This window comes from Pseudoalteromonas sp. SG41-2, assembly GCF_014164535.1.
Classification (GTDB): Bacteria; Pseudomonadota; Gammaproteobacteria; order Enterobacterales; family Alteromonadaceae; genus Pseudoalteromonas; species Pseudoalteromonas rhizosphaerae.
In genome coordinates this window covers 82,848-96,458 of sequence record NZ_JACJFK010000001.1, presented here as the reverse complement: position 1 = coordinate 96,458, position 13,611 = coordinate 82,848, and the positions used below count along the sequence as shown (strand labels likewise).

Below are 13,611 nucleotides of genomic sequence, written 5' to 3'. Positions count from 1 at the left end.
AATTTACAATAAATAGAGCCTATTACTCCCAAACTCTACCAAACTATGGCAAGACACTTCTGCCATTTCAATTCGAAACCCCTGAACCTCAATTATCCCTTCATTTTTATCAAAACTAACCGAATACACCTGGCCAGTTTTAGGTAAAACGAATTTATAGGCGTTAATTTTTCAAAGCTTTGCGCCAAATATAACTATGACCATTACATTGTCTGAAGTAACTCAATACTCATAATTCATTATTTTAAATTAATGTTTACTCATGGATCAAAGTTAGTCTTTAATTCTGCCTAACAGTTCAATTACTTCTTGCACCACCCTATCTGGTTCATCATTTTGAGGATAATGATAGCTCTTATCAGTTAATACAGCTTTACCTTGTGGAAAAGACTCAGCCCAAGCTGAATGCAATTCGCCCCACATTTTTCGGCCTTCATCGGTAAAAAAGAGTAATGGCGGATTTTTATACTTTTTCACGGATGCAATAACGGTTACTGGAATATCTGGGATCTGTGGATAATCTGGCAATGGTCTTTTCGCCCAAAAGTCCAGATACTGGTTGGACATACCATTAGCCATATCGTCTAATTTCACTTGTGTTATTTCTTTCTCAGCTTTTGCAAGATCAATTTGGCGCATGATATCAACATCATGCTCCGAAGCAGGCTCAATCAGCATGGGGCTGAAACCCACTCAGGATAAGTTGCAGCGAATCGTCTTGCGATATAAGCACCATATGAATGAGCAATATAGACAATTGGTTTTTCAACGTGTAACGCTTCAAGTAGCATGAGAGCTTCGTTTGCATACTCTTCCGAGCTGTAGTTTTTTCTCAATTGCGTAGAACCGCCGTTACCAATTCTTGAATAACGAATGAAGCGGGCTTCCTTTGCAAGCTTTTCAAAAACCGGCTCCCAATCAAATACCCCCGCAGAGCCACCAGCCTCTAAAAATACAGTATGCTTGCCACTCCCCGCGATTTCGTACTCAACATCATAGCCATTAACCTTAATAAAATTAGGCTTGGCAAACACACTTGCTGTGACAAAAAAATAGCAAAGCATCAATCCAAATTTCACTTTTTTCTCCTTAAAGACTAAACCTGTAGATAAACTCGTTTTAAATTCACTTTTATTAATGAACCATAGCCAAGTTACTATTTTGGTCGAATTATTTATTGTATAAAAGCTAGAGTAATAATCTTATTCGCGGTGGTTTTTTCAGACAGCTTAATTAATTTAGTATCGACTGTAACTATGCTTCGGCACACAGCAAAAACAAGAAAGCGCGGTGTAAACACCACGCTTTCAACTAATTCAAATCTGCTTAAAACTTACCGCTTATGGCTTATGGCTTAAAGCGCTAGTCTTCACTTTCCATAAACCGTTGCAATTGGTCTTTAAGGTTCGGCGGTATGCCTTTAATAACTAACGTATCAGTGGCCTCGTTGTACATTACCCGTTCGCCTAAGTGTTTGCGCTCAAAACTGATGCTCACGCCGCCGCCAAGGCCAGAGAATTTAACCATACTGGTAACGGTTTTTTTATCGACCGGGAATGACTCTTCTAAATCATAGCTTTGCTCTTTGCAAAAGCTTTCAAATGGGTTGTCGTCACCTTTGGTGAGCGTTGCTGATAACTCGCTGACGTTAGCATCTTCACCAGTAGTAACGCAGTCATTACAGTAATCAAATACTTGTTTACGCAGATCGTCTTTTTCAGATTTATCAAATTGTTGCTCTGATAAATAATCTTCAACTGCATTGAGCATTACTTGGCTTTGCTGTTTTGGATCGATGCCTTCTTCGCAACCTAAAAAGTCTAAGAAAAAGTCGGCGACTTTGCGCCCTGCTCGGCCTTTAATAAATGAGATATAACGATTGTCTTCTGCTTGGGTGTCCCACGCAGTTAAATCGATGCGTGCAGCTAGTTGCATGCGGGAAATATCTAAATGGCGTGACGAGGCTAAATCAAGCTCAGAGGTAATAGAGTAATGCTCTTTGATGTTGATCATTGCAATCAGCATATAATCGGTTGCTACGTATTGATAATGACAAAATACTAAATAGCCAGTTTCGTTAAACGCGTACTTATCAAGTTCCTCTTTAAGTACAGCTGAAGCTTGCTCTGTCATGTGCCAAAAGCCAAGCTCGCTATTGCGGTAACTTTGCATGGCTGATGCAACTACAGAGTTTTTATCACCACTAAAAGCACAGTACCCTTTACCTGGTTTGCCGTTGTATGCGTGATGAAGTTGCTCGATGAATACAGCGACTTTATCATTCACTGCCATTTCGTCATTGCGCAAATGAATTTGCGTATCGTCGTCTTTTTTGTCTACATAATGAACGACTAACTTTTTAACATCTATTGCCATCTTTGTTTTTCACGCCTCTGGTGTTAAAATGTGAGAATATAACTCTTTTATTGAACCAACTGATGCCAATCTTATCAAAATATTCTAATGATGAAGTAGAACAAATCGTCGATCAGCTCATTGATGTGTTAACTAAGCACAATGCGCCGGTTGATTTAAGTCTTATGTGTTTAGGAAATTCTATCACGCATATCTTAAAAGAGCATGTACCAACAGGGAAAAGACAAGCGGTTGCAGACAATTTTGCCAAAGCACTTGCGCAATCGGTTAAATAGACTTTATGAATTTATCGCAGCACAATCAGTTTTCGTCTAAAGCGAGTCAATTATTAAGTTGGGGGCATTTGTTTACTTTTGCCAATATCGGCTTAGTGTTGCTTATAAGTTTAAGTTACTTATTTGCTGACTCTCCTCCCACCAGCTTTATGGGTATGCTTTATATGCTAGTGACATGGCTTAGCCACACTAGTTTTATTACCTTTATTGCCTTTGTGCTGACGGTATTTCCGCTAAGTTTAATATTTCCTTACCCACGTCATATCCGCGGTATGGCAGCAATACTTGCCACCTGTGGTGCATCACTACTGACGCTTGATGCCTATGTGTATTTTAATTTAGGCTACCATTTAAGTAGCTCTGCATTACCTGAAATTATTACCTTATTATGGCATCGTTTAACCAGCTCTCCAGCGCTGACAACCCTGCTCGCTGGCGGAATTGTGATGCTTATTTTTGCATTTCAATTATTAGCAAGTAACTATACATGGCACCATTTAGCCCGCTTAAAACAATATAAATTTGCTCGTTACGCCAGCTCATTGTTATTAGTCTGTTTTGCGATGAGTCACAGTATTCATATTTGGGCTGATGCAAATTTGAAGTTTGATATTACTAAGCAAGATAATGTCTTACCCTTGTCCTACCCAACGACAGCAAAAAGTTTATTGGCAAAAAATGATTTACTTGATATTGAAAGCTACGAGCAAGCACATAACGTAAAGGTTAATACACAAAATGTAGATTACACGGCTCCAACACCAATTGCTCGCTGTGAAGAATTTACTGCTGCGACAGTCGATATTTTAGTGTTTAGCTCTGCGCCTGCGTTAACTAATTTTGCTAAACAGCACAAAAATTTAAATAAAACCGAGCAGCTTTTACAACCCGTTCATCATCAAGATGTGCTATTTAGCTTGATTTACGGTTTACCTGCATACTACAAGCCAGCCTTAATGACAGAGCAAACATTGCCGGTGTGGCAAAGTAATCGTCGTAGTATTAGTGTCAGTGGCTTTAATGATTTTAACTATATCAATAGTACAACAGCGGGTGATGCAGCAATTCGTATCATTAACGCCGATGAAAACACTGCGCTTCGTGAGGGAGTCAATCAAGTATTTGCATTTAGTTTAGCCGATGTTGATCACGGTATTGTGAGTGCTTCATCTTTATACAGCACGGATAGAAAAGTAACCCGTACTGAAGGCTTGATCCAACCAAGCGATTTAATTGCCACAAGCGTTGGCCAATATTTAAATTGTGCTGATATCGCAAAGCAAAGCATGCTAGGCGTTAATTTGTATAACAAAAAAGGCGATATGGGCGTTAATTATTCGCAAGGCGTATTTATTGCCTATAAGAAAGACCGTATTACATTAATTGATTCTGATGGTAATTATAAAAATATCTCTGCTGCACAAGGCTTTTCAATAGAGCAAGGTTTAGATATTCCGTTTTTAGCACAAAGCATTAAAAAGCTAAAAACCTTTACCGAATAACTGCTACTGGCAATTTACCCAAGTTAGGTTATAGTTTTCATATATGATTATGCCCTAACTAGGGAAGGCTAGCGTAATGAAACTGTGTACTCTTTTCGTTATTTTTATTAGTTTGCTATTTGTTGCTGATCAGGCGGCTTCCGCAGATCAATATTACAAGTGCGTAACCGACAGAGGCACTACATTTAGCCAATTCCCCTGTGGCGGGCAGGCAACGCAACATAAAATAGCAGTGTCGCCCAACGTCACTCCGGCTACTGTAAATCATGTCAAAGCGCTTAACTCCCTTGAGCGTGAACAAATTATTCGTAATCTCAACGCTGAGATACGCAGTGTTAAATATAAACTCGCCATTTTGAGTCGTGACCGTGATCGCGCTGAATACGAGCAACTGCAAAGGCTAAATCGTTTAATGAGTGATGATGATAAAAAAAAGCTGAGTAAAGAGATAAAAAAGCAGCTAAAAGTGATCAATAAAACGTTTGCCAAAAACACCAAAACGACCACCAAACAGCTCTCCGCACTCGAAAAAAAACTGAAACGTTATGAATAAACTATTGGGTTTTACCAATATATAGCATACTCTTAACATGTGTAGAGCATATACTCTACAGGTCATTTTGGAGTACCCGTTCATGCAACCACAAAACATTGCCGAGCTAATTTTAAATGGCTTTAAAAAGCATTATAAATTATTTCAGCAGATCACCGCACAAGCACCTCTGGCATTTGCAAATAAAAACTGGACAAAAATGCACGACATTAGTCGCTTGCGGATCACTTATTACGATGATCGGGTTAACGAAACCACCCAGCAACTACAAAATCAGCAATTAGCCAATCAATTGGATGAATCACTCTGGCTGCAAACAAAACAAATCTACCAGCACTTTTTAACGTTTCATCCACAAGCAGAATTAGCCGAAACATTTTATAACTCTGTGTTTTGCCGCTTATTTCATCGACGTTATTTTAATAATGATTTTATTTTTGTAAAAGCCACCTTGGCAGATGCTCCTGCGCTTCCTGTAGAAGCAGAATACCGCAGCTACTTTCCTGTTGTAGACGGCTTAAAGCCCACTATCCGTAAAATAATTAATCAATTTGATTTTAAAGCCGATTTTGTTAATTTAGAGCGCGATATACGACTTTTAGTAAAAGCGTTTTATAAACAAGCACCCGACACCCATCACCGTGCGTGGCAAATGCGCTTTGACATATTACAAACGCCGTTTTATCGCAACAAAGCAGCCTATATTGTCGGCCGTGTAGTATCACAAAGTGGTGTGCAGCCATTTATTATTGCGGTGTTACATCATCAAGAGCAAGGTCTGTATCTCGATGCTTTACTGACTAACTCATCGCAAATGCGGGTTATTTTTGGCTTTGCTCGTGCTTATTTTATGGTTGAAACCCACGCTCCTTCCGCATTAGTTCGGTTTTTAAACCAACTAATGCCCAACAAAACCTTAGCAGAGCTTTACAATGCCATTGGCTTTCATAAACAAGGTAAAACCGAGTTCTATCGCGAGTTTTTAACCCATTTACAACGCTCCAGTGATGATTTTGTGATTGCCCCTGGCACACCGGGCATGGTGATGATGGTATTTACCCTACCTTCATTTGATTATGTATTTAAAATAATTAAAGACAAATTTGGTGAAAGTAAACCATTTGGCCGCGATACCGTTCTCAAACGCTACCAATTAGTTAAAAGCCATGATCGGGTTGGTCGTATGGCAGATACCATAGAGTATTCTAACGTCGTATTCCCTGTTGCGCGTTTTAACGCTACATTGCTTGCACAGCTTAAACAAACTATTGGTTCATCAATGATCATCGAAGGCGACTTACTGATCATCAAACATATGTATATTGAGCGACGCATGACGCCACTGAATTTATATTTAGAAAAAGCTAATACTGAAGATGCCGCTGTTGCCATTGCAGAATATGGCCAAGCACTCAAGGAAATGATCGCCGTTAATATTTTCCCAGGCGATATGTTGCTTAAAAACTTTGGTGTCAGTAAACACAAACGCATTATTTTTTATGATTATGATGAAGTGCAATATTTAACAGACATGAACTTTAGAGCACTGCCTAAAGCCAAAAGTTATGATGACTACTTAACCAATGAGCAAAGTTACTCTGTGGCACCACAAGATGTATTTCCAGAGCAGTTATGCACTTTTGTAATGCCGAACCCGCAATACAAAGCAGTTTTCAGCCAAACACATCCAGAACTATTAGACGTCGCATTTTGGCAGCAAGCGCAACGAAATATAAAAGCAGGGGTCGTTAGCCATATCTACCCTTATCCAGCAGCGCAGCGTTTTATCCATCAATGGTAGACGAAAGGACACACAATGAATATCAGTAAAATAGATTTAAACTTACTCGTTTATCTCGACACATTATTACGCGAATGTAATGTTACTCGCGCCGCAAACCAGCTTAGCATTACACAGCCGGCAATGAGTAATGGTTTAAAACGTTTACGTAACCTGTTTAACGATCCGATCTTAGTACGCACCAGTGATGGTATGGTGCCCACTGAACGAGCTATTGAATTGCAGCCGGTGATCCGTGGCATCTTAATGACATTAGAAGAAACGCTTGCACCAAACCGTGAATTTGAGGCCAGCCAAAGCAAACGGGTATTTAGGATTATGGCCAGTGACTATGCTGCCAGCACCTTAGCACCTAAGCTACTGAGTAAATTACACGATGAAGCGCCGGATACCACACTCGATATTCTCACTCCAAGTGATGTTACTTTTCATGATGTAGAAAACGGTAAAGTTGATATGGCAATAAATCGTTTCGAAAACCTACCGCAGTCGTTTCATCACAAACGTATTTGGAAAGATAGCTTTTGTTGTTTAGTAAAAGCTGACAACCCGATCATTGAAAATTTTAGCCTCGATAGTTATTTAAAAGCTCGGCATATTTGGGTAAGTAAAACAGGTTTTGGTGTCGGGGTTGGTATGGATCCTAAAGACGTACAAAAACTTGGCTGGGTTGATGAAGCGCTCGCCCACTTTGGTAAACACCGAAATATTGCCACATTCACCCGTAATTACCACGTTGCAATACATCTAGCGAAAGAGAAGAACCTGATTGCGACACTCCCTTCAAAAGCCGCTAATATTTATTTAGATGATCCTGGTTTGCAAATTCTGGAGCCTCCCTTCCCTATACCACCATTTGAGTTAGATATGATTTGGAGCCCATTACTTCACAGAGATGCCAGTCATATTTGGTTACGCCAAAAAGTAGCCGAAGTTGCAGATGAATTAAAGTAACGCTCTTACAAAAGCCCTGTAAAATTTGCTTACTGGTATTTTCAAGTAAGCAAACATCAATTTAAAAGTATTAATAATCATGATGTTAAAATAATTTAAAAATGGAATGGCAATTGCTTTAAGTTACTTGAACTTTAATATTCATTTAACTTAAAGAGGTCAATATTATGAATGCCCAGCAAGGAAACGAAGTAAATCATATCACTGACATTATCCAAGTAATGAACAGCGGCATCGACTTTTATGAAAAGGCGCAGGAAAAAGTACAAGATCCAGCCATTGGTGCGCTATTTCAGCGTATGATAGACGCACGTAAAGTCAGCGTTGAAAACTTACAGCCTTACGCTATTAATCAGCAAGGTGAACGAGAAGATGGTTCGTCTTTTGCTGTTGAAGCTCGCCGAGCATATACCGCACTGATCACAAAATTTAGTGCCAACAACGACCAAATTTATGTCAAAGAGCTTGAAGAAGTGGAAGATAAAACACTTGAAGAAATTAAAGCTGCCATGAAAAAACCACAACCGCACGATTGTGAAGCCGCCCTCGCTAAAGTATTACTGACCATGCAAAGCTGTCATACGGAGATGAGCCGTATGCAGAAGCATTAACCACAATGCTTAAATGAAAGCCCAGCCACGCGCTGGGCTTTTTTATGCTCATAATTATAGTTAAATGATTTTTATAACAAAATAATGCAAATAATTAATAAAAATAGCATATTTATTTAACCACAGCATGATTTTAATCGTCTAGGCTTATTAATAGGTACCTACTATCCCGCTGTGGCGCCGCAGCATTTTATCAAAAATAACAAGGTTCCATTATGAGAAATAAACAACATGTAAACCCACAAAACGCTGACGTTGATATGACGCCGATGCTTGATATTGTATTTATACTTTTAATATTTTTTATTGTTACAACTTCATTTGTAAAACCTGTGGCAATAGAGCTGCAACGGCCTGTAGATAAACCCAGTATTGATAAACAAACTAAAAGTGCTCATTTTAGTATTGACCAAAGCAATGCGGTGTATTTTGCGGGGCGATTAATTGACTTAAACCAAGTTGCCACTAACCTTGCGATGTTTGCTGCGAAGTATAATATCGCCACAGTACAAATAGCCGCTGACGAAAACAGTACGCATCAAACTTTAATGACAGTAATGAATAATATCAAAGAGTATGATAACTACCCCATTGCACTCACATCACACTAAAAGCAAAAAAAGGGCCAGACGGCCCTTCAAAACTAAATAACGTAGGAGAAGTTATTTTTAGAATCGGTATTCAGCACCTACATAGTAGTAAGCACCGTTAAAACCAAATGGTGCTGAACGGCGTGAGTACTCAAATACACCGGTTGAACTGATAATAGTATTACCAGAAGCATCAACAATTGTGCCTGAGCGAGAATTACCTATGGTATTTTTATCAGGGTAAACGTCAAATAAATTGTTTGCACCAATATTTAGTGACAAGTTGTCTGTGACAAAATAATTTACTTTTATATCGGTAAGAATTTCAGCGCCGTAAGTCTGGCGACCGCCATCTTCAACCGTGTATTCGCCATAACGATTGAGCGATAAGTTTACCGTCCAATCTTCAAGGCGATATAATGCACTTAAGTTTACTCTGTCTTGTGGTTGCCATTCTTCGATGATTGAGGTTTCTTGCGAAGAAAATACATCTTCGACAGGGATCGTTTCCAAACCACTGCCCGCAGGAGTAAATAAATCAACCACATCGGTTTCAGTAAAGTTAGCCGCTAATGTAAAATCTAGGGTACCGCCTAAGCCTTCCGTGTTCCATGTCGCAACAAAATCCACACCTTGCGTTTCGGTATCTGCACCATTTAAGAAAAACTGCCCTGCACCTGCGCCAGAACTAACCAATGCAGCATCTAGCGTTGATGACAACCCTTTACCTAAACGGTTACTGATCACAATACGGTCGTCAATATCAATTGAATAATAATCAACGGTAACATTAATATTATCCGTCACGTTATACACAATACCTAAGCTCATGTTTTGTGACTTTTCTTCTTTAAGTTTTGGAATACCAATACTCTGTGCAAGTGTGCTGTCGTTTCTAAAAGTACCAACTTCTTCTGCAATTAGATCGCCATTAGGACCAACTACAAACTGGGTACTGATATTATTGAAATACAATTGCTGCATTGATGGTGCTCTAAAACCAGTACTCACCGCACCGCGCAGTGAAACGTCATCAGTCACCGACCAGTTACCCGCTAACTTAAAGTTAACCGTATCACCAAAGCCTTTGTAGTTATCGTAACGCAGTGCGCCAGAGATAATTACATCATCAATAATGTAAGTTTCAGCATCAAGGTAAAACGAAATCACATCACGTGATTCATCCACAGAAGATTCCGGCGATGAACCACCAAAACCTTGAGTACCACCTGCTGCATTTTCGCTGCCAATACCACCGCTCATACCATCGTAAATATTAACACCATTATTAGTATCATAATCACGGTAAGCGTATTCACTGCCTTCTAAAATACGATATTCATCGGTGCGAAGCTCGGCACCCATTGCCAGTGAAAAATTATCATAGTCTTGTGTAAAATCAAGATTGATTGTTTGCAGTGATAACTCCATGCCATACGCATACGCTTGGCGAGGAATAGTGGCACGAATATCATCAGCACTTAAACCTTGATCATAACGTAATAAATTAGCGTATGAACCATTGATAGTGTCACTAGTGGTATAATCGATGCTGTTTTCACCATAGGTGTATGACAGGTCAAGACTAGAGCTATTATCAAACTCTTTTTTAAAGCCAAAGTTATACGATATATCATCAATGGTGGTGTTGATCATTGGCAAGAAGCCCATCGGGATCACCGCATCACCATCTTGTAAAACTGGGTTGCCATCAGCATTGGCATTATGACGGAAGAACGCGGCTGATTCGTTATCTCGGGTTGAATAAGTAATAAAGCCATAGAGCTCACCACCAGCAAGTTCATAACCGGTATTCACCGTTAAAGCAAATTGTTGCGAGTCTGCATCACCAATTCTAAACGTATCACGTGGTGCAGTCAGCTCACGAGGATCGCCCGCTAACAGCGTGCCATCATCAAGCTCTGTGCAACCATAAAACTGGCAAGAGCCATGTAAACCGGCACGATTTGTAGGTGCACGGTCGCGGTAGTTGATAGTGGTATTTAAATAACCATCATCGCCTAAGGCAAAGCCTTTATTAAAATCAATCGTAACGGTTTCGCCATCACCTTCAGAATACTGGCCATAGTTAACTGCGGCTTTACCGCCTTCATCAGCATCTTTTAATACGATGTTGATAACACCCGCAATCGCATCTGAACCATATTGTGCAGCCGCACCATCACGTAGCACTTCGATACGTTTAATTGCAGCAGCTGGGATCGCATTCATATCTGTACCTGCAGTACCACGACCTACAGATGTATTAATATGGATAATGCTGGCTTGGTGACGACGTTTACCATTGATAAGTACTAATGTTTGATCTGGCCCTAAGCCACGTAAAGTGGCAGGTCGTAGTGCATCAGTACCATCACTGATCGATGAACTTGAAAAGTTAAAAGACGGTGCGATAGCTTGTAACATACGGCCGACTTCTGTTTGTCCGGTATTTTCTAGCGCTTCAGCACTTAAAATATCAACAGGTACGGGTAAGTCTTCGACCGAACGCCCTGCTACACGGCTACCAACGATGGCGATTTTTTCAATATTTTCTTGAGCGGCTTGTTCTTGTGCATTAGCAACTTGGCTATTGGTTGCCATTAAAAGTGGTATTACAGCAGCACTGACCCCTGAAAGCTTTCTCATGTTGTTATCATTCCTATTGATTTGTTTGAGTTTTATACTCAGTAAACCATTTTGATCAACAACCGCATCGAGTTCAGTATTTTTCAGCATTGTACTAAGCGCTTCTAACTGAGTGTAATAACCATACACTGATTGAGCTTGGTATTGTTTTGCTAAGTCAAACGAAAAAACCACGGTTTGTTCTGTTTGTTTTGCAAACTCTATCAATGCTTGATCTGCTCGCTGCGCTTTTATATCAAATTGTACCATCTGTGGATTTGCAGCCTCAGCCTGAACATTTAGGCTAAATACTAAAGGTGCTAATACAATTAACCCACAAATTGGATACGTTTGGTTACTGCGCAACTTATACAAACAGTTGAGAAAGAATAATCCGCTATGCAATCCTATTTTTTTATTAATTATTTTTTTACTTTTTATATTTACCATTGTAACTTCTGACACTTTAAATCAAAGAGCAAGCATAAGCTTAGCTGTGATCACCGTGTTTTAGGCTTACGATATGTTCACCTAAACGTTCATGCTCAATGGCTAAATTGATGCGCAGGCTATCAAGTAAACCGATAATATCACCGGCTTTAAACACCCCAGCCACTTTTAAAGAAGCTAATGCAGGATCAGCAAGTTCAAAACGCGTTGCGGTATAGCGACTCACTTCTTGCAGTGCTTCGCTTAACGACTCGCCATTAAAAATTAGCATACCTTGTTGCCATGCCAGATCCCGTTGTACATCATCTTGTGTTAACCGTTTGATTGGCTTAGTAATGCTTTCTTTAATTAATGCTTTTTCGCCAGAGATAACAATACTAGCATTAATTTTTTTCACACTGTCGGTATCATTACTAGCACTTTGCAATTGAACAAAATCATCAGCATTTACTGCAACCGAAGGATCCGTGATCATCACTTTACCCTCAGTAACAACCAACTCAAGATCCGATGCTGCATTACGTTGCACATTAAAAACAGTCCCCAGTGCGGTAAATGACTTATCGCCCGCCATCACCGTAAATGGACGTGCGGCATCTTTAGCAACATTAAAACGCCCTTCGCCTCGACTTAAAATCAGTTGTCGGCGGTTTTTTGTATACGCAACTTCTAATAAGCTATTGGTATTTAATTGCACTATCGTACTATCTGGTAGCACAAACGTTGCTTGCTCACCGACTTTAGTACGGTAAATTTTACTGTACTTGGCTTGTTCTTGTGGTGTTGTTGGCCACTGTTCAATACCAACAAATATAAAGCTGGCAACTAGCAATGCGGCAAAGACACTTGCCGCAATCGAAAAATTAATTTCTCTGCGGGCAGGCTTATTGATGCTATTTTTATTGGGAAATAAGCTACTCAACTCATTTAATACGCTCAGTTCATCCCATAACTGGGCTAACTCAAATACCGCATCTTGATGAGCTTTATTTTGTTGCACCCAGTGCTGAAATTGCATACGTTCTTGCTTTGATAAGCCCCTATCCATAGCACTTATCCAACGACTGGCATCTGCTTGAATAGCATCTTTAGACGAAAATTGATGAATATTACTCATTTTCCCACCCTCCTGGCAGGTTCAATAGTGGCACTGCTGTGCTCACCTAACTGCTCATGTTGCTGCATGTAGCGCATAGATTGTAACAGACCTTTGGCAATATGTTTTTCAACCGTACTTTCACTTAACTTCATTTGCGCTGCGATTTCTTTTTGGCTCATGCCATATACTTTCTTTAAAATAAAACATTTTCGCACTGGCTGGCTTAGTTGCTCAGTAGCACGGCAAAACAGTAAAAAGCGCTCTTTTGAGGTCACTTCATCCTCAAGCTGCATAGATCGCAACGACTGCTGATAATCATCAGAGGTATCTAATGAATCGCAATGCTGATTATCCCATTTAGCAATATGGTTAAGCGCCAAATGCTTGGCAGTCTTTAGCATATAACTGCGCGTATATTTAATATCTTGTTTTAAATCAGCCTGATAGCTCTTAACAAAGGTTTCTTGTACTATATCTTCCACGTCATCTGGTTGTACAATCCGCGAAACAAAACGTCGCAACTGTGAAGACAGATCAATAAATGTTGTAGATAATGTCGGCTTGCGCGTCATTATTAACTTTACCCTTGCTATTATTATTACGCCTAGGGTACGAGTTTTAGCGCCAATTACAAGGCAATTTGTTAATTTTGTGGTTATTAAAGCAGTTTCGCTAACAAAGCACTTACAGCACGTCATAATTAAGCTATTGTCATACAAAACAATGACTTCATTATTTTATAAACAGCTTTATTGCGGGGCGCATAAAAGCG

Annotated in this window: 11 protein-coding genes and 1 pseudogene; 7 read left to right on the top strand and 5 right to left on the bottom strand. The window is 39.7% G+C overall.

Annotated features, from left to right (window positions below):
- Positions 1-273: 273 nt before the first annotated feature.
- Together H5186_RS00395 and yejK are read right to left on the bottom strand one after the other, a co-directional pair.
- Positions 274-1,064: pseudogene (locus tag H5186_RS00395) on the bottom strand (alpha/beta fold hydrolase).
- A 298-nt stretch (positions 1,065-1,362) separates the two neighbouring features.
- Positions 1,363-2,376, bottom strand: coding sequence for a nucleoid-associated protein YejK (gene yejK / locus H5186_RS00390; RefSeq protein WP_149982371.1), 1,014 nt, complete (start codon positions 2,374-2,376; stop codon positions 1,363-1,365).
- A gap of 62 nt (positions 2,377-2,438) precedes the next feature.
- On the opposite strand from yejK, the gene H5186_RS00385 reads away from it, so the two are divergent.
- The 7 genes from H5186_RS00385 (at position 2,439) to H5186_RS00355 (ending at position 8,683) form a co-directional block, all read left to right on the top strand.
- Positions 2,439-2,651 carry a DUF1414 domain-containing protein gene (locus tag H5186_RS00385; RefSeq protein ID WP_016707302.1) on the top strand — a complete coding sequence of 71 codons (213 nt, stop codon included), beginning with the start codon at positions 2,439-2,441 and terminating at the stop codon, positions 2,649-2,651.
- A gap of 5 nt (positions 2,652-2,656) precedes the next feature.
- Positions 2,657-4,153: a DUF3413 domain-containing protein gene (locus tag H5186_RS00380; RefSeq protein ID WP_182718592.1), complete on the top strand. Its 1,497-nt coding sequence runs from the start codon at positions 2,657-2,659 to the stop codon at positions 4,151-4,153.
- 76 nt (positions 4,154-4,229) lie between these two features.
- The gene (locus H5186_RS00375) at positions 4,230-4,706 is read left to right on the top strand and encodes a DUF4124 domain-containing protein (protein ID WP_182740233.1); all 477 of its coding nucleotides are present in this window, start codon (positions 4,230-4,232) and stop codon (positions 4,704-4,706) included.
- Between the two features lie 82 nt (positions 4,707-4,788).
- Positions 4,789-6,507 carry a bifunctional isocitrate dehydrogenase kinase/phosphatase gene (aceK, locus tag H5186_RS00370; protein WP_145233564.1) on the top strand — a complete coding sequence of 573 codons (1,719 nt, stop codon included), beginning with the start codon at positions 4,789-4,791 and terminating at the stop codon, positions 6,505-6,507.
- Between the two features lie 15 nt (positions 6,508-6,522).
- Positions 6,523-7,461, top strand: a complete 939-nt coding sequence (locus tag H5186_RS00365) for a LysR family transcriptional regulator (RefSeq protein WP_145233562.1) — start codon at positions 6,523-6,525, stop codon at positions 7,459-7,461.
- A 167-nt stretch (positions 7,462-7,628) separates the two neighbouring features.
- On the top strand, positions 7,629-8,072 hold the full coding sequence (locus H5186_RS00360) for a PA2169 family four-helix-bundle protein (protein ID WP_145233559.1): 444 nt from the start codon (positions 7,629-7,631) through the stop codon (positions 8,070-8,072).
- Between the two features lie 215 nt (positions 8,073-8,287).
- Complete coding sequence (locus H5186_RS00355; protein WP_145233557.1) at positions 8,288-8,683, top strand: biopolymer transporter ExbD; 396 nt, start codon at positions 8,288-8,290, stop codon at positions 8,681-8,683.
- Between the two features lie 57 nt (positions 8,684-8,740).
- Here the strand turns inward: H5186_RS00355 and H5186_RS00350 are convergent, their stop codons facing one another.
- From H5186_RS00350 to H5186_RS00340, 3 genes are read right to left on the bottom strand one after another with little or no spacing between them, the layout of a single operon-like run.
- On the bottom strand, positions 8,741-11,740 hold the full coding sequence (locus tag H5186_RS00350; RefSeq protein ID WP_404936438.1) for a TonB-dependent receptor plug domain-containing protein: 3,000 nt from the start codon (positions 11,738-11,740) through the stop codon (positions 8,741-8,743).
- A gap of 40 nt (positions 11,741-11,780) precedes the next feature.
- On the bottom strand, positions 11,781-12,857 hold the full coding sequence (locus tag H5186_RS00345) for a FecR family protein (protein WP_145233555.1): 1,077 nt from the start codon (positions 12,855-12,857) through the stop codon (positions 11,781-11,783).
- Positions 12,854-13,411 carry an RNA polymerase sigma factor gene (locus H5186_RS00340; protein WP_145233553.1) on the bottom strand — a complete coding sequence of 186 codons (558 nt, stop codon included), beginning with the start codon at positions 13,409-13,411 and terminating at the stop codon, positions 12,854-12,856. The genes H5186_RS00345 and H5186_RS00340 overlap by 4 nt, the downstream gene beginning before the upstream one ends.
- Positions 13,412-13,611 lie beyond the last annotated feature (200 nt).

Excerpts from the sequence above, each read along its gene's own strand:
- yejK (WP_149982371.1), bottom strand. The coding sequence starts at position 2,376 with ATGGCAATAGATGTTAAAAAGTTAGTCGTTCATTATGTAGACAAAAAA.
- H5186_RS00385 (WP_016707302.1), top strand. The coding sequence starts at position 2,439 with ATGCCAATCTTATCAAAATATTCTAATGATGAAGTAGAACAAATCGTC.
- H5186_RS00380 (WP_182718592.1), top strand. The coding sequence starts at position 2,657 with ATGAATTTATCGCAGCACAATCAGTTTTCGTCTAAAGCGAGTCAATTA.
- H5186_RS00375 (WP_182740233.1), top strand. The coding sequence starts at position 4,230 with ATGAAACTGTGTACTCTTTTCGTTATTTTTATTAGTTTGCTATTTGTT.
- aceK (WP_145233564.1), top strand. The coding sequence starts at position 4,789 with ATGCAACCACAAAACATTGCCGAGCTAATTTTAAATGGCTTTAAAAAG.
- H5186_RS00365 (WP_145233562.1), top strand. The coding sequence starts at position 6,523 with ATGAATATCAGTAAAATAGATTTAAACTTACTCGTTTATCTCGACACA.
- H5186_RS00360 (WP_145233559.1), top strand. The coding sequence starts at position 7,629 with ATGAATGCCCAGCAAGGAAACGAAGTAAATCATATCACTGACATTATC.
- H5186_RS00355 (WP_145233557.1), top strand. The coding sequence starts at position 8,288 with ATGAGAAATAAACAACATGTAAACCCACAAAACGCTGACGTTGATATG.
- H5186_RS00350 (WP_404936438.1), bottom strand. The coding sequence starts at position 11,740 with ATGGTAAATATAAAAAGTAAAAAAATAATTAATAAAAAAATAGGATTG.
- H5186_RS00345 (WP_145233555.1), bottom strand. The coding sequence starts at position 12,857 with ATGAGTAATATTCATCAATTTTCGTCTAAAGATGCTATTCAAGCAGAT.
- H5186_RS00340 (WP_145233553.1), bottom strand. The coding sequence starts at position 13,411 with ATGACGCGCAAGCCGACATTATCTACAACATTTATTGATCTGTCTTCA.